The organism is Catenulispora pinisilvae (assembly GCF_015356865.1).
Classification (GTDB): Bacteria; Actinomycetota; Actinomycetes; order Streptomycetales; family Catenulisporaceae; genus Catenulispora; species Catenulispora pinisilvae.
Map to the genome: position 1 here is coordinate 1 of NZ_JAAFZA010000036.1, position 19,262 is coordinate 19,262.

At 70.2% G+C, this 19,262-nt stretch carries 16 protein-coding genes, 1 pseudogene and 1 riboswitch; of the genes and pseudogenes, 11 read left to right on the plus strand and 6 right to left on the minus strand.

Annotated elements, in window-relative coordinates:
• Positions 1-1,242: 1,242 nt before the first annotated feature.
• Both IZR01_RS12600 and IZR01_RS12605 read right to left on the minus strand, forming a co-directional pair.
• Entirely contained in the window at positions 1,243-3,828 is a 2,586-nt protein-coding gene (locus IZR01_RS12600; protein WP_194923909.1) for an ABC transporter permease, read from the minus strand.
• Between the two features lie 192 nt (positions 3,829-4,020).
• The gene (locus tag IZR01_RS12605) at positions 4,021-5,229 is read right to left on the minus strand and encodes a cation:proton antiporter (protein ID WP_194923910.1); all 1,209 of its coding nucleotides are present in this window, start codon (positions 5,227-5,229) and stop codon (positions 4,021-4,023) included.
• 136 nt (positions 5,230-5,365) lie between these two features.
• Between IZR01_RS12605 and IZR01_RS12610 the strand changes: the two genes are divergently transcribed.
• Positions 5,366-5,836, plus strand: a complete 471-nt coding sequence (locus IZR01_RS12610) for a type II toxin-antitoxin system PemK/MazF family toxin (RefSeq protein WP_194892303.1) — start codon at positions 5,366-5,368, stop codon at positions 5,834-5,836.
• Positions 5,837-6,034: 198 nt separating this feature from the next.
• On the opposite strand, the gene IZR01_RS12615 is transcribed toward IZR01_RS12610, so the two are convergent.
• A complete protein-coding gene (locus tag IZR01_RS12615) occupies positions 6,035-7,054 on the minus strand; it encodes a transglycosylase SLT domain-containing protein (RefSeq protein WP_194923911.1) in 1,020 nt (339 codons plus the stop codon).
• 11 nt (positions 7,055-7,065) lie between these two features.
• Positions 7,066-7,217: riboswitch (cyclic di-AMP (ydaO/yuaA leader) on the minus strand.
• 263 nt (positions 7,218-7,480) lie between these two features.
• Here IZR01_RS12615 and IZR01_RS53190 point away from each other — a divergent pair.
• The 3 genes from IZR01_RS53190 (at position 7,481) to IZR01_RS12630 (ending at position 11,832) form a co-directional block, all read left to right on the plus strand.
• Complete coding sequence (locus tag IZR01_RS53190) at positions 7,481-10,426, plus strand: helix-turn-helix transcriptional regulator (protein ID WP_194892305.1); 2,946 nt, start codon at positions 7,481-7,483, stop codon at positions 10,424-10,426.
• 137 nt (positions 10,427-10,563) lie between these two features.
• On the plus strand, positions 10,564-11,274 hold the full coding sequence (locus tag IZR01_RS12625) for a DsbA family oxidoreductase (RefSeq protein ID WP_194892306.1): 711 nt from the start codon (positions 10,564-10,566) through the stop codon (positions 11,272-11,274).
• Positions 11,275-11,391: 117 nt separating this feature from the next.
• Positions 11,392-11,832, plus strand: a complete 441-nt coding sequence (locus IZR01_RS12630; protein WP_194892307.1) for a hypothetical protein — start codon at positions 11,392-11,394, stop codon at positions 11,830-11,832.
• Between the two features lie 343 nt (positions 11,833-12,175).
• Here the strand turns inward: IZR01_RS12630 and IZR01_RS12635 are convergent, their stop codons facing one another.
• Positions 12,176-12,460, minus strand: a complete 285-nt coding sequence (locus tag IZR01_RS12635; RefSeq protein WP_194892308.1) for a DUF7336 domain-containing protein — start codon at positions 12,458-12,460, stop codon at positions 12,176-12,178.
• Entirely contained in the window at positions 12,460-12,798 is a 339-nt protein-coding gene (locus tag IZR01_RS12640) for a hypothetical protein (RefSeq protein ID WP_194892309.1), read from the minus strand. The genes IZR01_RS12635 and IZR01_RS12640 overlap by 1 nt, the downstream gene beginning before the upstream one ends.
• 230 nt (positions 12,799-13,028) lie before the next feature.
• Between IZR01_RS12640 and IZR01_RS54190 the strand changes: the two are divergent.
• Positions 13,029-13,151 (plus strand): annotated as a pseudogene (locus tag IZR01_RS54190) (DsbA family oxidoreductase); the annotation flags it as partial.
• A gap of 108 nt (positions 13,152-13,259) precedes the next feature.
• Here IZR01_RS54190 and IZR01_RS50430 read toward each other — a convergent pair.
• Entirely contained in the window at positions 13,260-13,439 is a 180-nt protein-coding gene (locus tag IZR01_RS50430) for a hypothetical protein (RefSeq protein WP_228559305.1), read from the minus strand.
• Between the two features lie 148 nt (positions 13,440-13,587).
• Between IZR01_RS50430 and IZR01_RS12650 the strand changes: the two genes are divergently transcribed.
• The 6 genes from IZR01_RS12650 (at position 13,588) to IZR01_RS12675 (ending at position 19,238) form a co-directional block, all read left to right on the plus strand.
• A complete protein-coding gene (locus IZR01_RS12650; protein ID WP_228554017.1) occupies positions 13,588-14,157 on the plus strand; it encodes an NUDIX domain-containing protein in 570 nt (189 codons plus the stop codon).
• Positions 14,158-14,402: 245 nt separating this feature from the next.
• On the plus strand, positions 14,403-15,689 hold the full coding sequence (locus IZR01_RS12655; RefSeq protein ID WP_194923912.1) for a glycosyltransferase: 1,287 nt from the start codon (positions 14,403-14,405) through the stop codon (positions 15,687-15,689).
• Between the two features lie 7 nt (positions 15,690-15,696).
• Positions 15,697-16,422, plus strand: a complete 726-nt coding sequence (locus tag IZR01_RS12660) for an SDR family oxidoreductase (RefSeq protein WP_194923913.1) — start codon at positions 15,697-15,699, stop codon at positions 16,420-16,422.
• Between the two features lie 21 nt (positions 16,423-16,443).
• On the plus strand, positions 16,444-17,337 hold the full coding sequence (locus IZR01_RS12665; RefSeq protein ID WP_194923914.1) for a TIGR03619 family F420-dependent LLM class oxidoreductase: 894 nt from the start codon (positions 16,444-16,446) through the stop codon (positions 17,335-17,337).
• A 3-nt stretch (positions 17,338-17,340) separates the two neighbouring features.
• Entirely contained in the window at positions 17,341-18,216 is an 876-nt protein-coding gene (locus tag IZR01_RS12670) for an SDR family NAD(P)-dependent oxidoreductase (protein ID WP_228559307.1), read from the plus strand.
• A 26-nt stretch (positions 18,217-18,242) separates the two neighbouring features.
• Positions 18,243-19,238, plus strand: coding sequence for an NAD-dependent epimerase/dehydratase family protein (locus tag IZR01_RS12675; protein ID WP_194892313.1), 996 nt, complete (start codon positions 18,243-18,245; stop codon positions 19,236-19,238).
• Positions 19,239-19,262 lie beyond the last annotated feature (24 nt).

A 19,262-nucleotide genomic window follows, 5' to 3' on the forward strand; every position in this document is an offset into this window, starting at 1 on the left:
GTCCCCGACCCCGGCGCCCCATCCACAGCCAACCGCCGCCACGGATCCGAACCACCCGGCGCCAGCAGCCCGGCGATACGAGCCGCCAGCCGCTCCGGCGAGATGGGCTCAGCACGCATCAGTCATCTCCACAGACATCCCACTTCCCAGACCGCCACACCGCGCCCGCGGATGTGCCCGCCACACCGCGCCCACAGATGTGCCCACCACACCGCGCCCACGGATGCGCCCGCCGAGCCGCACGCCGCCAGCTCCCGCAACTGCGTGTCGGACCGCCGCTCGCACCCGCATGTCAGCGCGCCGCCCCGCGTGTCGCTGCCGCATCGCGCACCCATCCGCTGCCGTACCGCGTGCTGCTGGCCCGCGCACCTGCCTGCCTCTCGCCATGTGCTGCTGGCTCGTGCACCTGCCTGCCTCTTGCCATGTGCTGCTGGCTCGTGCACCTGCCGGCCAGCGCTCGCTTGTCTGCCGCCGCACACTGCCCACTTGTGCCTTTGCCGGTCGGCCGCCGCGCCCCGCCTGCTCGCGCACCCGCGTGCTGTCACGCCGCCCCGCGTGTCGCTGCCGCATCGCGCACCCACCCGCTGCCGTACCGCGTGCTGCTGGCCCGCGCACCTGCCTGCCTCTCGCCATATGCTGCTCGCGCGCTAGCCTGCCGGCCCAGCGCTCGCTTGTCTGCCGTCGTACCGCGCATCTGCCCGCCGACACGCCGCTGATTCGCGCACGTGCCCGCACCGCCCACTTGTGCCTTTGCCCGTCGGCCGCCGCGCCCCGCGTGCTGGCCCGCCGCTCGAACCCGTGTTTCGGCACGCCGCCCCCGCTTGTCGCTGCGGCATGGCGCACCTGCCTGCCGCGGTACCGCGTGTTGCTGGCTCGCGTACTTGCCTGCTGTCTCGCCGTGCACTGCCCGCGCGCACCTGCCTGCCAGCCCGCCCAATCGTGCCTTTGCCTGCTGGCCCACCGCGGGCCGCCGATTCGCCCCAGGGCTGGGCTGCCGCCGCTTGTCGCTGCCACATGGCGCACCTGCGTGGCTCGCGCTTTTGCGTGCTGTGTCGCCGCGTCGCTCGTACGCACCTGCCCGCCGGGCCCACCGCTCGCTTGTCTGGCGCCGCACCGCGCATCTGCCCGCCGACATGCTGATTCGCGCACCTGCCCGCACCACCCACCTGTGCCTCTGCCTGCGGGCCACCGCGCGCCGCCTGCTCGCTCACCCGCGCCAAACCGCCGCGCCACCGCGCGCGCTCACGAATCCGCGATCGCCGCGACGATCGACACCGAAGCCGCCCGCCGTCCCGGCAGCACCGATGCCACCAATCCCGCCACCGCCGCCAGCAGTACGTATCCCACCAGCGTCAACACCGGCACCGACAGCACCGCCCCGCCCTCGACTCGGCCGATCAGCGCCTCCAACGCGGCCGCGATCCCGACGCCGAGCGCCACTCCCATCAGCGCCCCGACCGCCGACATCAGTACCGCCTCTACCGACAACATGCGCCGCAGCTGGCCGCGCGATAGTCCCAGCGCGCGCAGGAGGGCTGACTCGCGGGTGCGTTCCACGACCGACAGCGACAGGGTGTTGGCGATGCCCAGTACCGCGATCACCACCGCCAGGCCGAGCATCGCGGTGAACAGTTGTAGGGTCGCGTCCGCGCTGCCGGTCAGTGAGTCCTTCTTCTCGGCCAGGCTCCCGGTGTGTAGGAACGGGTACTGCGACACCACAGAGTCGACGGCGGCTCGCGAGTCGACCGTGGGGACACCCGGTGCGGCCAGGATGCGGACCTGGGTGTCGCCGAGTGGCTTGAACGTCGACAGGAACTGTGGACGGGGCATCAGTACGTCGTACCAGTCGATGCCGTGGCCGGTGAAGACCTGGTAGATCAGGGTCACCCGGGCGGTTACCGGGCCCGATTGCTGGGTCTGCACGGTGATTGTGTCGCCGAGTTTCACGTGCTGCGAGTCGGCCATCTCGTTGGACAGGGCGACTGTGCCGGGGCCGAAGGCGGCCAGTGAGCCGGACTTCACCACCGGTTTGAACAGGGTGCCGTAGGCCGACGCCTCGACCGCTCCGACGTCGACCGACGTGCCGTTCAGCGTCGCCTTCGTGCCGTCCACCGCCGCGACGTGCGCCAGCTGTGGTTTGGCCCGCAGCTGGTCGGTGACTTGGAACGGGACTGTCTGTCCGGTGCTCGGCGGGTCCACGGAGTAGTCGTACGGGTTGTGCGAGTCGATCCACTGCGACTGCGTCACCGTCACCGAGTTCTGCGTCACTGTGAACAGTGCCATCAGCGTCACGCCGATGGTCAGCGCCGCGGTGGTGGCCGCGACCCGGCCGGGGTTGCGGCGGGCGTTGGAGCCGGCCAGCTTGGTCGGGGTGCCGAACAGCCGGCCCGGGAGCCAGCCCAGGGCCCAGATCATCGGCCCGACGATCAGCGGTCCGGCCACGATCAGCGCGGCGAAGACCAGTGCGCCGCCGCCACCGATCAGTTTCACCCCGCCGAGCAGGTCGTGCTGTCCGGTGCCGAGGGCGGCCAGCACGACGCCGACCACGCCGAGCGCCACCGCGACCAGCACCCGGGTGCGGCCGATCCGGCCCTTGGTGGTCTTCACCTCCTGCTGCGTGCGCAGCGCCTCGACCGGCGGCACGTTCGTCGCGGCCCGGGCCGGCAGCACCGCCGAGACGATGGTGACCGCGAACCCGACCGCCATGCCCAGCGCGATCACCCCGCCGGACACCACGATCCCGCCCGGCGGCAGCTGGGTCGAGCTCACCGCCGCGACCACCGCGTGCAGGGCCTGCGCCACGCCGATCCCGGCCAGCACGCCGAGCGCGGAGCCGACCAGCCCGACGAGCGCGGCCTCGGCCACCGTCGCGGCGAACACCTGCCCCTTGCCGGCGCCGATGCAGCGCAGAAGTGCCACCTGCCGGATCCGCTGCGCCACCAGGATGGTGAACGTGTTGTAGATGACGAACCCGGCGACCAGCAGCGCGACCGCCCCGAAGACCTCCAGGATCTGCGGGACGTTCCCGGCGATCGAGGCGCGCTGCTCCAGCACCGCCTTGGTGTACTGGGTCCCGGTCAGGACGGTGAACTGCGGCCGGCCGCCGAGCGCCGACGCCGCCTCGGACGCCAGGTGCGCCTGCGAGGCGCCGCCCTTGGCGTGCAGGTCGATCTCGTCATAGCTGGTCTTGCCGGTGAGGCTCAGCACCACCTGCGGTTCCAGCCCGACCAGGGTCCAGCCGTTGGCACGGTTGTCCACGCCGTACTCGGCGATGCCGGCCAGCCGGAAGGTGTGGATCGCCGAGTCGTGCCCGACGACCCGGATCGTCTGGCCGACCCTCAGCTTGTGCTCGGCGGCGGTGTCCTTGTCGATGACCGCGTCCCCGGGCCCGGTCGGCCCGGTCCCGGCCACGATGGACCCCGGATACAGCGCCGGATCGGCGGGGAACGCCAGGGCGTTGCCGGTCAGGCCGTCGGTGCGCATCGGCTGCCCGTTGGCGTCCAGCACCGGGGCCGGCCCCTTGACCTGCCCGCTGACCACCGCGTCCGAGCCGACGTGCGCCTGGATCTGGTCCACGACCGACGGCGTGAGCAGCGACGGAGGCGTCGGCGGCGCGGTGGCGTTCGGGTAGACGGCCGAGCCGGTCTGCTGCACGGCGACGTCCACGTTCTGCGCGGCCCGCGCGTACCCGTAGTTGAACGCCTGGTTGATGGACCCCGAGAGCAGGAACGTCCCGGTCACGAAGGCGATGCCGAGCACGATCGACAAGCAGGTCAGCGCCAGGCGCACCGCGTCGGCGCGCAACCCGGCCAGCACTACCTTCGGCATGCGCACCTCCTCGGGGCGGATCTGCTTTGCGGGGCGGACTGCGGGCTCACGTCTCCAGGACCGGATCATCGTAACTTTCCTGGCGTGACTATCCTGGCGCGCCCGGGGTGGGCTGCGCATCGGACTGTGGTCGGGTTCGCGACGGGATGATCTCCGACCACGGGTGGATCCAAGGTGCATCCACCGAAGTCGTCACCAACTCTCAGCGGCCTCCTCCCGCCCCTGCGGAGCCCGCGTGCTCCCGCTCACCTTCAGCGCCAGGAACGGATAGATGAGCACCGAGAGCATCCCCGCGCCGACCATCGCGGCCGCCGTCGACGACTTCAACGTCCCGCGCTCCACCCCGATCGCCGTGATGGCCACGATCAGCGGCAGCCCGGTGGCCGCATACAGCGCGATGGCCCGCCGGCCGCGCGTGCTGGTGCCCTCCGGCGCGGTCAGGAAGCTCGGCACGCCGCGCGTCACCAGGAACAGCCCCAAGAACAGCGGCACCAGCCCGAGGGTGGCCCAGTTCGAGGTCAGGGCCTTGAGGTCGTAGCCGATCCCGGTCTCGATGAAGAACACCGGGATCAGGAAACCGAAGCCGATCGCCTCCAGCTTCCCGGTGATCCGCTCGGCGCGCTCCGAGTCCCCGCTGTGGAACAGGATGCGCATGATGACGCCGGCGGCGAACGCGCCGAGCAGCATGTCCACCCCCAGCGCCACGGTCGCGCCGATCATCGCCATCAGCAGCGCGATGACCAGCCGGACGGCGAACTGCCCGGAGGTCTCCATGGTGATGTCGGCCAGCCGGTGCACGGCCGCGTGCTCGCCGCGCACCGCGAGCACCACCCCGGCCGCGGCGATCAGCGCGAACGCCGTCAGATAGACCATCGCCTCGCCGGGCTTGCGGCCGTCCAGGAACAGGGTCATGGCGATGATCGGCGCGAACTCCCCGACCGCGCCGACCGCCATCACCACGTTGCCCAGTGGCGTTCCGACCTCGCCGGCGTCCCGCAGCACCGGCAGGATCGTGCCCAGCGCGGTGGTGCTCAGCGCGATGCCGACGATCACGCCGCTCTTCGCCGACGGCGCCAGCAGCAGGCCCAGGCTGACGCCGAGCACCACCGACATCGCCCAGCCCAGCAGCGCACGGTTCAGCGGGGCGCCGCGCAGCCGGCCGAAGTCGATCTCGTAGCCGGCCATGAAGAACAGCATCGCCAGGCCGAACTGGGACAACGCGTGCACGTAGTCGTCGTCGTGGGCCCAGCCCAGCACATCCGGGCCGACCAGGATGCCGAGCACGATCTCGAACACCACCAGCGGCACCGGCGCCTTGCGTCCGGCCAGGTCGGCCAGCGGCGGGGACAGGACCGCGATGACGGCCACCAGCAGCATGGTCGCCAGAGAGTGCGTTGTCACACTGGGATTGTCCGGGCCCTGAGGTGCGTTCGGCCGGGTGTGGGAGCGCTACCGCGTGGCGTTCACTCGTTAGGCGCAGCGCGCGGCTCAATGGCGGTTGGCGGCCCGGCTCACTCCTTTGGCATAGTTCGGCGCCATGGCAGAGCATGAGCACGACCAGTGGGGGAACTCGCCCGGCCGGTTCCCGCCCTTCGACACCGTCGAGATGGACCCGCACAAGATCGGCGCGGTGCACACCGAGTGGGACCCCGAGGAGGACCACCACCCGGATCCCGGTGAGATCGTCTGGACCTGGGTCCCCTACGAGGAGCACGACGGGCGCGGCAAGGACCGCCCGGTGCTGCTGGTGGCCCGGGGCAAGGCGACCGGCAACTTCCTGGCGGTCAAGCTGACCAGCAAGTGGCACTCGGACGCCGAGAACTGGGTCAGCATCGGCACCGGCGACTGGGACCGGGACGCGCGCGAGTCCTGGGCGGTGATCGACCGCGTGGTGCGGGTGCACCCCGAGGGCATACGGCGCGAGGGCCACGCGCTGGACCGCGGCGACTTCGACAATGTCATCGGCCACCTGCACAAGCGGTATGGCTGGACCGGCGAGGGCTACTGAGCTTCAGCGGGTGTGAGCCCGACGGCTCCAGCCCGATGCCATGAGGCTGAAGCACGGCCGAAGCAGAGCCGAAGCAGAGCCGAAGCAGAGCCGAAGCAGAGCCGAAGCACGGCCGAAGCCCCCGAGCGCGTCCGCGCCCGGGGGCTTCCGGGTCTCACCCGGGATCTGACCGCGTCGCGATCGTCGCGATCGTCGGGATCAGTACCCGTACCAGCAGGAGCCGCCACAGCGGGCCGCCACGACCGAGTCCAGCGAGCCGTAGGTGGCCGCCGCGTACCGGACGCCGGCGATGATGTTGTCCACCGGGTTGTAGATGTCGGTGTGGCCGGACAGCGCGTAGGCGTTGAACGTCGGCGAGATGGTCTGCATCAGACCGATCGACGGGTGGCCGGCGGCGGCGTTGGAGTCCCAGCCGTTGGTGGCGCTCGGGTTACCGGCCGACTCGTGCATCACGGTCTGGTAGATCGCGTTGTACGAGACGTAGTACCCGTTGGAGTTCAGGATCGAGATGGCTTCCTTGATCCAGCCGTCCAGGTTGTTGGCGTAGGAGCCGGTCGACGCCGAAGAGCTCTGGTAGCTCTGGGTCTGCGTCTGGGTGCCCTGGCTGCTCTGCGAGCTCTTGCTGGACGACTGCGTCGACTGGTTCGACTGCGTCGACTGGGAGTTCTGCACCGGGGCGGACTCCGTGACCGGCTGGTTCGAGGTCGAGGTCGAGGTCGAGGCCGGGGCCGCGGAACCGTCGGCGTTCGGCAGGTTCAGCACCCAGCCGATCAGGATCAGGTTCGGGTCCTGGAGCTTCTGCCCGCCGGCCTGGGCCTTGCCGGTGTTGAGCTTGAAGATCTCCGGGTACTTGCTGCCGTCGCCGAGCTTGGCCTGGGCTATGCCGGACAGGGTGTCGCCGGCGCGGACCGTGTAGGTCGCGGACTGCGGGGCGGCGTCGGCCTTGGGGGCCGCGGCGGACTTCGGGGCCACCGCGGCGACCGGCGCCACCGCGGCGACCGGAGCGGCGGCGTGCGCCGGAGCGGCGGCGGCGAGCGCGGCGGCCACAGCCGAGGCCGGAGCCGGCGCCAGGGCCGGGACGGCCGCCGGAGCGGCGTGCGGCACGGCGGCGAACGCGGGGGCCGCGGAGGCCAGGGTCGGGACGGCGACCGCGCCGAGGGCGGCGGCGGTCAGGGTCAGGCCGCGGGAACGGCGGCTGAGCACCAAAGGTGTGCGCATGTGCGTAGTTGTCTTCCTCTTTGACCGCCTACCGGGTTAGCTGACGGGTTCGGGCGAAAGAGGCTGCCCTACCACTTCGGAAGCGGATTCACCCCATTGGGACGTGGGTCCCCGGTTCCCGTCCGGCGCTTTGCGCGCTTTTGGGATTCGGCGTAGGCCGCCGGTGTCCCGTCTTCCGGGTCTCGGACCGGCGTGCCTGGTCTGCGACCGTAGCGGCCCGGACTGGGCAAAAGCACGCTGAGACGGTCACGAAAAGGTAACAACGCGCTAGGTAGCTGCGCGTTCTATCTCCAGTAATTGATTTAGCTCGGAATTCAGAGGGATGAATCGGGCATAAGGTATTTCGACGTACCTCAGAGACGCTCTGTACACGAGCCGGTACTTCGGACTCGCCAACAGGACGCGCACGGGAGGACACTTCCTTGCGTGAAGGACGCACCAGCGATACTCGGCCGGCAGCAGACGCTCGAGAAGTGCATGGCGGCACTGGCCGCCGGCGGCGGCGTGCTGGTGAGCGGTCCGGCCGGGATCGGCAAATCGGCGCTGCTGGACGCGATCGGCTCGGCGTGCGCGGCCGCCGGGCAACTGGTGCTGCGCAGCGCGTCGGCCGCCGCCGAGTCCTGGCTCCCCTACCTCGGGCTTTACGACCTGTTCTCCGACGCTGTCGCCGCCCGGCCCGAGGTGGTCCCCTACCACCTGCGCTCGGCCTTCGACGGCGTGCTGATGCGCTCGGTCCCCGACGGCGCGGCCACCGACCAACTCGCGATCCGGGTCGCCGTGGTCGAAGCACTACGCGCGCTGTCCTTGGAACGGCCGGTCCTGCTGATCCTCGACGACGTGAACTGCCTGGACTCGGCCACCGCCGAGGTCCTGGCCTTCGCCGTGCGCCGCCGCCAGGGCAGCCGCGTCCGCGTGCTCGCCGCCGAGCGGTTGTCCGAAGGACAGGAGCCCACCTGGTGGGGACTCCTGCCGGAGGACGCGGTCGAGATCGCCCTGGGCAACCTGCCCGGCCCGGTGGTCTCCGAACTGCTGCGGACCCGCCTCGGCCTGCGTCCCACCGACAAGCTGTCGCAACGGATCCGCGACGCCGCGGGCGGTAACCCCTTTTACGCACTGGAGTTGGGCCGTGCCGCACTGCGATCGGGAACGGTGGTGCAACCCGGCGACGCGCTGCTGGTCCCGGAACGCCTGCGCGGCCTGCTCGCCGACCGCCTGCACGCGTTGCCGCAGGCCGCCCGCGACGCGCTCCTGCTGATCTCGACGGCCGCCCGCCCGCCGCGGGAACTGCTGGCCGGGCACGAGTGGGGACTGTCACAGGCGCTGGCCTCGGGCATCATCGTCTCCGGACGGGACCTGGAGCCGCGCTTCGCGCACCCGCTGCTGCGCGAGATCGTGTATGCGGACGCTGATATAGAGGCCCGCCGCGAATGCCACGCGAAGCTCGCGCTGGCGCACGACGACCCGCTGGAGCGGGCTCGGCACCACGCGCTGGCGACGGCCGACTCGACCGAAGACCTGGCGGCGGAACTGGAAGAGGCGGCACGGATCGCGGTGCATCGCGGAGCGCCGGGGACTGCTGCGGAGTTGTTCCGGATGGCCGCTGAGCGGACGCCTGCCAGCGGCGGCGCGGGGGTGCAAAGCGGGACGCCTGCCAGCGGCGGCGCGGCGGCGCCAAATACGCATTCTGCGCAGAACGGGACGTCCGCGGCCGGTAGCGAAGTGGTCAACGGTACCGACACCCTGTCGGCGACAACCGCTCCTGACGCTCATGAAGACGCCGCCGCGACGAATGCGAAGCCCGGCGCGGGCCTGGCGAATGTCGGCGCGATGTTGGCGGACACCGACGTGGCGTCCCGTCGCCTCCTGGAAGCCGCCCGCGCCGCCTTCGACGCCGGCCTGCCGCGCCAAGCCCGCGACGCCGCCGAGCGGGTCGCGGCCGGACCCGATCCGGCCTGCCGCGTCGGCGCGCGACTGTTGCTGGTCGAACTCGACGACGACATATCCGTGCAGTCCGCGCTTCTCGAGGCGGCCGAGGCCGACGCCGCGGGACGTCCGGACTTGCAGGCACGGGTCAGCCTTCAGCGTGCGGACCACGCCTTCCGCTCCGGTTCCGTCGAAGCGGCGATCGGGGCCCTGGCACGGGCCGAGGAGTACGCACTGTCCACCGGCGACCGCAATCTGCGGGCCGAGTCGATCGCGATGCGCGTGCCGACCGAGATCCAGACCGATCCGGAGCGGGCCATCGAGTCGCTGGAGGAGGCCGAGGCGCTGGGGCTCGGCGGCGATCTGACGCTGCCGTCCATCGCGGTCCGCAAGTCCCTGATCATCTGGTTCCTGCGCCGGGGCGACGTCGCCGACGCCTTGGCGACCGCCTCCCGGCTGCGGGCCGACGTCGAGCGGGCCGGGCGACTGCGCGACCTCGGTGACGTGCTGCACCTGGTCGCCTCGGTCAACGAGCGCGCCGGGCTGTGCCGTCAGGCGCACGAGGCGGCGCTGCTCGGCAGCCGGCTGCGCGCCGAGACCGGCTCTTCGAGCGTGCAGGCGCTGATCCTGACCGCCGCGGCTGAACTGTCCGGCGGCAGCGCCGAGGCCGCGGTGGAGGTGGCGCAGCGGGCCATCGAGGCCGGGACCGCGTCCGGCGATTCGGAGTTCACCGGCTACGCACACGCTTTCCTGGGACGCGCCGAACTACTGCTGGACCGCTCCTCCCAGGCCGCGCACCACCTGGCCCGTGGCAGGACCCTGATGCGCAACGTCGGCATGGTCGACCCGGCGACGTTCCTGGTCGACGCCGACCTCGCCGAGACCCTGGCGCGCTGCGGCTCGTTCTCCGCCGCCGACCGGATACTCGACGAGGCGCAGGAAGCCGTCCGGCGCCTGGAGCGCGACGTGGTGAAGCTCGGCCTGACCCGGGCCCGCCTGCTGCGCCACGGCCTGGCCGCCGACGCCCGCGAGGCCGCCGACCGGCTCCGGGCCGCGATCCCGGCCGAGCACGCCTATCCGCTGGAGATAGCCCGCGCCGAGGTCACACTGGGCGAACTGGAACGCCGGGCCCGCCGCCGCGCCGCGGCCCGCACCGCCTGGGAATCGGCGGCGACGGCCTACGCCGCAGCCGGTTGCAGCCCCTGGCTCCGCTTCGTCCAAGGCCGCCTGGCCCGCCTGGACACCCCGGCCGAACCGCTGAGCGCCACCGAGCGCCAGATCGTCGAACTGGTCCGCTCCGGCGCCACCAACCGCCAGATCGCCGCCGCACTCCAGGTGTCGGTGAAGGCCGTCGAAGGCAACCTGACCCGCCTCTTCCGCCGCTTCGGCGTCAGCAGCCGCGCCGAACTCGCCGGCGCCGAGCCGGTGGCCCGGGTGGAACACGTGTGACGGACGGAGACCGGGGTCACGTCCCCACCCGGAATTCCCCGAGGTAGTTCACCGTTGAACGAGATGTGTGGGCCCCAACCCCCTCCGGGCCCACACATCTATACGTGAGCGACCTACTAATAAGGGAGTGAACCACCGTGCGCGTCGAGATCTGGAGTGACGTCGCCTGCCCCTGGTGCTACATCGGCAAGGCGCGTTTCGAGCAGGGCCTACAGGCCTTCGCCCACAAGGACGACGTCGAGGTGGTCTTCCGCTCCTTCGAACTGGACCCGCAGCGAGCCAAGGGCGACACCGTCCAGGTCCTGCCGATGCTGGCCAGCAAGTACGGCATGAGCTTGGACCAGGCCAAGCAGGCCGAGTCGCGGGTGGCGGCGAACGCTGCCGACGCCGGCCTGGGCTACCTGGCCGAGGGCCGGGACCACGGCAACACCTTCGACATTCACCGGGTGCTGCACTTCGCGAAGACGCGCGGGAAGCAGAACGAGCTGCTGGACCTGGCGTACACGGCGAACTTCGCTGAGGAGCGCTCGGTCTTCGACGACGACCGCCTGGTCGAGTTGGCGGTGAAGGCGGGCCTGGACGAGACCGAGGTGCGCGCGGTGCTGGCGGATGCGACCGCCTTCGCTGCTGATGTTCGTGCCGACGAGCAGGAGGCACAGATGCTGGGTGCAAACGGCGTCCCGTTCTTCGTGCTGGACCGCAAGTTCGGCGTCTCTGGTGGTCAGCCGGCCGAGGTCTTCACCCAGGCACTCCAAGAGGCCTGGGCCGCGCAGTCACCAGTACTGAAGGTTGTTGGCGAAGCGCCGGATGGCGCAGTCTGCGGGCCCGACGGCTGCGAGATCCCGTAGTCGCGCACCCTCAGGTTCGCGGTCCGCTTGACGCCAAGACCTTGGATATGTGGTGTTGAGACTTTGCCGAGGCCGTGATGTGAGCGGGGCGGAGGCGGTGCGGGCTAGTCTGCTCGGGTGAGTCTCCTCGATGACGTGGCCGAGCGTGACGGCTGGCGGTGCTGGGTGTGCGACGAACCGGTCGACCCCGAAATGTCGGTGAACGACCCGCGGGGCCCTAGCGTTGACAGCCGAACCGCCGACCGGAAGGCCAAGGTCGTTGAGCGGCTCGCGCACCGCGGGTGTAACAGCCGCAAAGGCGCGGTCCATGTGGTGATTGCGTGGCCGGAACGCCTGTATGTGATCGAACCCGCGCCGCTGATCGCCGTTGCCGAGCGGCTGGAGCGCAAGGGGGGCCGCGAGGTGGTGGGCCGCTGCCCGACCAGGCAGGACGCCCAAGAGGCGGCGGATTGGCTGGTGGACCGGTTCTCCCGGCTGGTGCCGGGGCTGCCGGTGACCGCCGGCATCGAGGCAGGCGGCGGCCAGTTCCTCGTCATTCTGGCCACCGGTCGCCGCTGACCGGGCGCGTCTCGCCGATGGCTAATCCCCTCTCTGTCGGTCCTTCAACACGGTGCCTGGAATGAGGTTCAAAGCGGCGGTTCGGCCCGCCATCGTGCCAGTTGATGAACGCCAGCCGGTTCAGGTCGCAGCGGGCCAAGACTGCGTGGGCGGTGGCGGCCACCTGTCCGAGTCGGTTGGCAATCGCCACTGACCCCCGTCACCGTGAACGTGAACGCGTGCATGCCGGCGCTCAGGTTGACCGCAGCACTGGCTTTGAACGTCAGAACTGACGTCATGTGTCGATGAGTTTGGGCGTCGATCAGGAGCGCGGGATCGGTGAAATTCTCGCTGAGAAGTGATGTCACTCGAAGCGAGCGCGTTTGAAACCCTCGGCCCACGTGTCCTGGTCAACCGTGTACTCATCGATGACGAAGCACTCCGGCTCGGTGGCGAAACCGGGAAGGGTCCGAGCTCGGGTTCTGCGCTCCTGTGCTTTCTCGAAGGTGGAGTAGACGCCGAGTAGCTTGACGTTGTCGCCATCGTGCTCGTCGATATAAACGTCGTCATGGTCGTCAACGTGCAGGGCTGTGCCGTCGTCACCGGCTTCGTTCTGGTGCCCGACGTGCCAGAGCAGATAGACCTTCATCAGACTGCCACCTGCGTGACCTGACTCGCTCTGACCAGGAAGTCGGTGCGACCGTCCACGGCCTCCACACCGTCGGGACGGGCGGTCGTCACCAGCAGCACCGCATCTGGTCCTGGTCCGGACGGCGAGTCGACGATCTCACAGCGGATCGCTCCGGGGCAGGGGTATGAGGTCGTCGGCCCCGCGTCTCCCGTCTGGTCCACGATCGCGACCTTCTCGACGAACCGCCATGTCCGGTCGGTGGCGTCGACCACGACAGCCTCGACGATGCCCGGCTGGGGTTCGTCATCGATCCAGCGGGTGATCTCGCAGTGGAGATGTGGATAGGACGGGCGCATGCGGCGAGTCTTCCATCGACGGCGACAACCTGCGCTGGCCGGCTGGGGGCGACGACCCGGCCACGTGGCCGCTGATCGTGTGGCCCCGCCATTCCGACCAGGGTCCGGCCCTGGAGAACGGCCTGATCTACACGCTCCTAGCCTGGCAGCGCGGGAAACTGCGGGACGCTGGCCTAGCCGGATTCGACGTGGACGACGACCCCTCCGACTTCGTCCGCTTCAAGGCGTGGGGCGAAGACGCCTTCGCCCACAAGGACGACGTCGAGGTGGTCTTCCGCTCCTTCGAACTGGACCCGCAGCGGGCCAAGGGTGACACTGTCCAGGTTGTGCCGATGCTGGCGGGCACGTACGGCATGAGCTTCTACATCAACGAGCCGAAGCCGGCCACCGAACCCGTTCCATAGCTGGGATCCCGCAGCTGGCTGGCGACCGCGTCTCGACATCAGGGAGTCAGCGCGGAGTCAGCGCATGTAGTCCCTGGCCCGTCGCCGCGTATCGCGCACCGTGCCGGGCGAAGGGCCCGGACGCCGCAGCTCGTGGACACCCTTGGTGTCCGGACCACCCACGGGATCGACGTCCCAGCCGCCGTGGTCCACATCCAGACGTAGGTCCAGCGGTCGATCAGCGGGGTTCGATGCCAAACCCGCACCCAGCGCAGCATCCGCTCCAGACGCGGGACGATCCCTCCCGGCGGCACCCAACTCGGCGCGTCCGGCCTGTCCCGCCGGCGGGACGGTAAAGCAGAAGTCTGATGCTCCCGCGCGGTCCGCGCCCGATAGCCTGCTACCCATGAGCGTGCCCGCAGGCCCCCAGGAGCCCGAGATCGTGTGCATCTCCTCTGAGGTTGCCTACCGGAACAAGTGGATGACCGTCCGCGAGGACCGCGTCCGCCGCCCTGACGGCACGCCTGGCCTGTACGGCGTCGTCGACAAGCCCGATTTCGCGCTGATCCTGCCGTTCGCCGACGGCGGTTTCCATCTCGTCGAGCAGTTCCGCTACGCCCTCGGCGAGCGGCGCTGGGAGTTTCCGCAGGGGTCCTGGGAGCAGGACCCGGCCGCCGACCCGCACGATCTGGCCCGTGGGGAGCTGCGGGAGGAGACTGGTCTGCGCGCGAAGGAGATCGAGCTCATCGGCTATCTGCACAACTCGCCCGGCTTCTGTAGCCAGGGGTTTCACGTCTTCTTGGCCACCGGTCTGACCGAGGGCGATCAGCAGCTGGAGGACAGCGAAGCCGGCCTGATCCACCGCTGGTTCGCCCGCGACGAGGTCTGGGAGCTGGTCCAGCAAGGCCGCCTCAGCGATGCCGCGTCCGTCGCGGCGCTGGGGTTGTTCGAACGCCTCCGGCGACCTGTCGCGTAGCGCGCTTTCGCGGGTCCGCTCACCCCGGCGGGCCGGCGTCGGCCCGCCGTATTGTTTGACTCCATCTCAGGGCACTGCGAGACTTTTCGCAGATCCGCTCCGGCCGTTCCCGGTCTGCTCCTCGGCTGCGCGGCGGGTCGTGTTTCGTTTCCCGTTTCTCGTTTCCCGTTTCTCGTTCCGGACCTGACGAAGCGCGTCGGCGTCCGTTGAGCAGCAATCCGATCCCAGGTTCCCGGAGGGTTCTGATGGGTGTCGTCTGGCATGTGAACTCCACGGCCCGTGGCGGCGGCGTCGCCGAGATCATCGGCGCGTTGTGCCAGGCCGATGACCCGCGGTACCGAACGCGGCGCTTCGTCACCTCGGAGGACCCCGCCTTGTTCGAGGTCACCAAGCGCATCCACCACCGGCTGCACGGAGTGCCGGCGGGTGAGCTGCCCGACTCGGCCGAGCACGACGCCTGGTGTCGCTACGCCCGCGCGAACGTGAAGGAATTCCTCACCTCGGCCGATCCGAAGGACCTGGTGGTCCTGCACGACCCGCAGACCCTGCCGATGGCCCCGTTGCTGGCCGAGGCCGGTGTCCGCCTCGCGTGGCGGTGTCACATCGGCACGGCGGGCCAGAACGCCGTCACCGCGGCGACCTGGGACTACCTCAGACAGTTCTGGTCCGAGGGCCTGGTCCTGGTCTTCAGCAGCCCGGCGCTGGTGCCCGCCCTCGACCACGACCACGACCTCGCCCTCGCCCTCGAAAAACACGACCACCCCGTGCGGATCATTCGGCCGTCCATCGACCCCGGGACGCTGAAAAACCGACCGTTGTCCGACGACGAGGTCTCCAAGACGCTCACCGACGCCGGACTCGGTACCCGGCCGATCTCGCCCGCGCTGGACTCCAGCGTGGTCACGGTGTCCGAGTCGGATCTGGGCACCGATCCGGTCATCGTGCAGGTTTCACGCTGGGATCCGCTCAAGGACATGGCAGGCGTGCTGGAGATGTTCGCGTCGTCCGACCTGCCCTCCCGCGCGCACCTGGTCCTGTGCGGGCCGTCCCCGCAAAGCATCTCCGACGATCCGGAGGCCGCTGGTGTCTACGCCGAGGTCGTCCGAAGACGCGACCGGCTGGTGAGCGCCGTGCGCCGGCGCGTACACCTGGTCTGTCCCGCGCTCGACGACACACGCACGAACGCTCTGCTGGTCAACGCCCTGCAACGCCGGGCCACCGTGGTGGTGCAGAAGTCCCTGGAAGAGGGCTTCGGGCTGACCGTCACCGAGGCGATGTGGAAGGCACGTCCAGTCGTGGCCGCCCGGGTCGGGGGCATCCCCTCGCAGATCGAGCACGGGGTCACCGGCCTGTTGCTGGACGATCCGCGCGACCTGGACGGTTTCGCCGCCGCGGTCGGCGAAGTGGTCGCTCACAGCGCCCAGTACGCGCAGATGGGCCGCAACGCCCATGAGTTCGTGGACCGGGAGATGACCTCACACCGGGAGATCCGAGAGCACACGGATCTCTACCGCCTTCTTGAAGGGAGCTGATCAGCCGATGGACGGTACGGAGATCGACGCGCCCGGCCACGGACCGGTCTGTGTCTTCGGCGCCAGCTCCGGCTTCGGCCTGGCCCTGGCCGAGGAACTCACCGGCCACGGCCACCCGGTGATGGGCGCCGCGCGTTCGCCGAAGCCGCCGGCGGCGGGCTTCGACTACCGGCAGGTGGACGTCACCGACGAGCGGTCCGTGGAAGTGTTCTTCGAACAGGCCGAGAAGGAATTCGGCCCGCCGTCGGGCGTGGTGTACTCGGTCTCCAACGCCGCTGCGGTCGGCAACTCCTGGGAGCTCGACCCGCGGGAGCTGAGCAGCGTCTTCGAGGCGACGGTCTTCGGGTTCGCCCGCGTCGTACGGCATGCCGTACCGAGGATGGCGGACGCCGGCGGCGCCATCCTGCTCGTCGGCTCGCGGGCGGCGCGGGTTCCCGTGCCGACCCTTGCGGCGTACGCCGCCGCGAAGGCCTCCGCCGAGCACTTCGCGCGATGCCTGGCCCAGGAAGTCGAGCCACGAGGGATCCGGGTCAACATCCTGGGGATCTCGGCGGACACCCGGCTGGCCAGAGAACACCTCGACCGGCGGGCCGCCGTGCTCGGCCGGACTGAGCCCTATCCGGCTCTGCCACCGGTCCAGGACAACGTGGCCGCGGCTTGCTTCCTGCTGTCGCAGGAATCGCGGTTCGTCACCGGGCAGACCATCGAGGCCCGCCAACCCCTGTGGGTCTGAGGCGACGGGATCGGTGTTCGCATGACGCTTCGCATCGGGGTGGCCCTGCCCACCAATTCACGCAGATTCGACGGGACCGAGCTGTCCGACGTCGCGCGCCGTATGGCGGACCGGGGCTGCGCCTCGCTCTGGGTCAACGATCATCTGGCCGCCTTTTCGCAGCATGCCGACTCCGACTCCTACCCCTACACGGCCTCCGGCCGTCCGGACTGGGAGTCCACCGATCCCCAGTACGAGGCGCTGAGCGTCTGCGCCTTCCTCGCCGCCACCGCCGCCACCGCGGGCGTCACGATCGGCACCTCGGTCCTGGTGCTGCCGCAACGCCATCCGATTCAGCTCGCGAAGACCACCGCGACGCTCGCCGACCTGAGCGCGGGCCGCTTCGTCCTCGGGGTGGGTGCCGGCTGGGCCCGGCGCGAAATGGCGGTGCTGGGCTGGGATCCGGCCACTCGCGGAGCCCGGCTGGACGAACAGATCGTTCTGCTCAGAGATCTGTGGCGATACGGGCGGCCGGTCCGGGAATCGGTGCACTATCGGATACCGCCCGATCTCGTGCTGGCCCCGAGGCCGCACCCGTCGCAGATACCGCTCATCCTGGTCGGGGGCATGTCCGACCGGGCGGTGCGGCGTGTCGTCGAACTCGGGGACGGCTGGCTCGCGGTGGCCGGTCCGGAGTCCTCGGCGCTGGCCGGGGCCACCGCCCGCCTGGCGACCGTGCGTGCCGCGAGCGGGCGCCCGCTGGTCGGCCATCTCAAGATTACCGCCGACGCCGCCGAGCGGATCGAACCGGATCGCGTCCTCGCGGCGACTGTGGCCGGTGGCTGGGACGAGATCTCCCTCGAATTCGTGCACTGGGACACCGACTCCGTGGCGCGGCTCGTCGAGCGTCTTGTCACAACGGCACAGGGGAGTTGAGCGATGCGCTCCGAGCACGGTGCGGAACACCGGAACCGGTCGACCTGTCTGGTGATCGGCGCGGGCAGCGGTATCGGAACCGCGATACTGCGCCGGGCTGAGGCGGACGGCTTCCTGTGCCACGCCACCGCGCGCGGCCCGAGACCGGTTCAGCCGGTTCAGCCGGTTCAGTCGGATCAGCCGATCCAGTCGATCCAGTCGATCCAGTCGGATCAGTCGGTCCAGCGGGATCAGCCGGACTCGCCGGACCAGCGGGACCAGCCGCCCAGCGCCGCCGGCTGGTCGTCCGGCGACGTCAGCCGGCCGGAGGACATCGTCCGGATGGTGGCGGAGGCGACGACGGCGCTCGGACGGGTGGACTCGCTCGTCTACTGTCCCGCCGTGGCCGAGGTCGGCCCGATCGAGTCGCTGACCCCGCAGGCGTGGACCACGGTTCTCGAGGTGAACATCCGCGGGTTCGGACTGGCCGTGTCGGCCCTGCTGCCGCAGTGGCGGGCGGCGGGCATCGGCCGTGCGGTGGTCCTGTCCAGCCAGGCGGCCCGTCGCGGTCAAGCCCTCATCAGCGCCTACACCGCCTCGAAAGCCGGGCTCGAAGGTCTGGTCCGGGCGCTCGCGGTGGAGCTCGCGCCGGTGGTCCGGGTCAACGCCGTGGCTCCGGGGATCGTCCTGACACCCATGATCGAGGAAGACTTCCGCCGCCAGGCCGCCGCCGCGGACGTCGATCCAGAGGAGATCGCGCGCCGCACCGCGCAGCGCATCCCGCTGGGGTCCTTTCAGCGCCCCGAATCCGTCGCGGCGATGGTCGTGTTCCTGCTCGGCCGGGGCGCAGCCGACATAACCGGGCAGTGCATCGCCGTCGACGGCGGGATGACCGCGTAAGCACTCGATGAACAGCAGGGAGAAGCATGAGTTCTCATCCGAGAGCAGCAGAGCCGGCCGGGCGCGCGATCCGCGTGGCGCTGGTCACCGGAGGGTCCGGCTTCGTCGGATCCCATCTCGTCAGGACCCTTATCTCAGAGGGCGTCGTGGTCCGCAGTCTGGACTTGCGCGTGCCGGCCGAGCCGGTGCCCGGAGTCGAGGCGGTGAGCGCCGACTTGTCCGTTCCCGGTTCCGTCCAGTCGGCGCTGGAGGGCGTGGACACGGTCTTCCACCTGGCCGGCAACCCGAGCGGCACGGTCTCCGTCCAGGACCCCGTGTTCGACTTCGAGTCCAACGCCCGGGTCGGCCTCAATGTGCTCGAAGCGGTGCGTGCGAACCCCGCGGTGCGTCTGGTGTATCTTTCCTCGGCGATGGTGTACGGCCGGGTGCGGGGTTCGATCTCGACCGAATCGGACCTCTGCCTGCCGTTCTACCCCTACGGGGCGAGCAAACTCGCGGCCGAGCATCTGCTTCAGGCCTACGTGCAGACCTACGGTATCGACGCGAGCATCGGGCGGGCCTTCGTCGTGTACGGCCCGGGCGAGGACCCGAAACGCGCCGGCGCCGAGGTCGGGCAGTTCCTGCGATGGCATCTGAACAACGTGCCGATCCAGGTGGTCGGCGATCCGAGCGCCAAGATCCGTGACTTCGTCGACGTCGCCGACGTCGTCGCGGGCCTCATCGCGGTCGCCCGCGCCGGCGAGGCCGGATCGGTCTACAACCTCGGCAGCGGCACCGCCACCTCGCTCGAACAGCTGATCCGGGTGATCGAGAAGGTGACCGGACGCCGGGCCGAGGTGGAAGTCGACGATACGGATCTGACGGACAGCTACTCGTTGGTCGCCGACATCACGCGATTGCGCGGACTCGGCTATCAGCCGCGGACCGCGCTTGAGGCCGGTGTCGCCGCGGTGGCGCGGGAGCTCGGCTCGTCCCCGGAGTTGCCGCAGCTGGCCACCGTGCTCTCGGCAGGCTCGAAGTGAGTAAGCAAGCTGATACCCGCCATC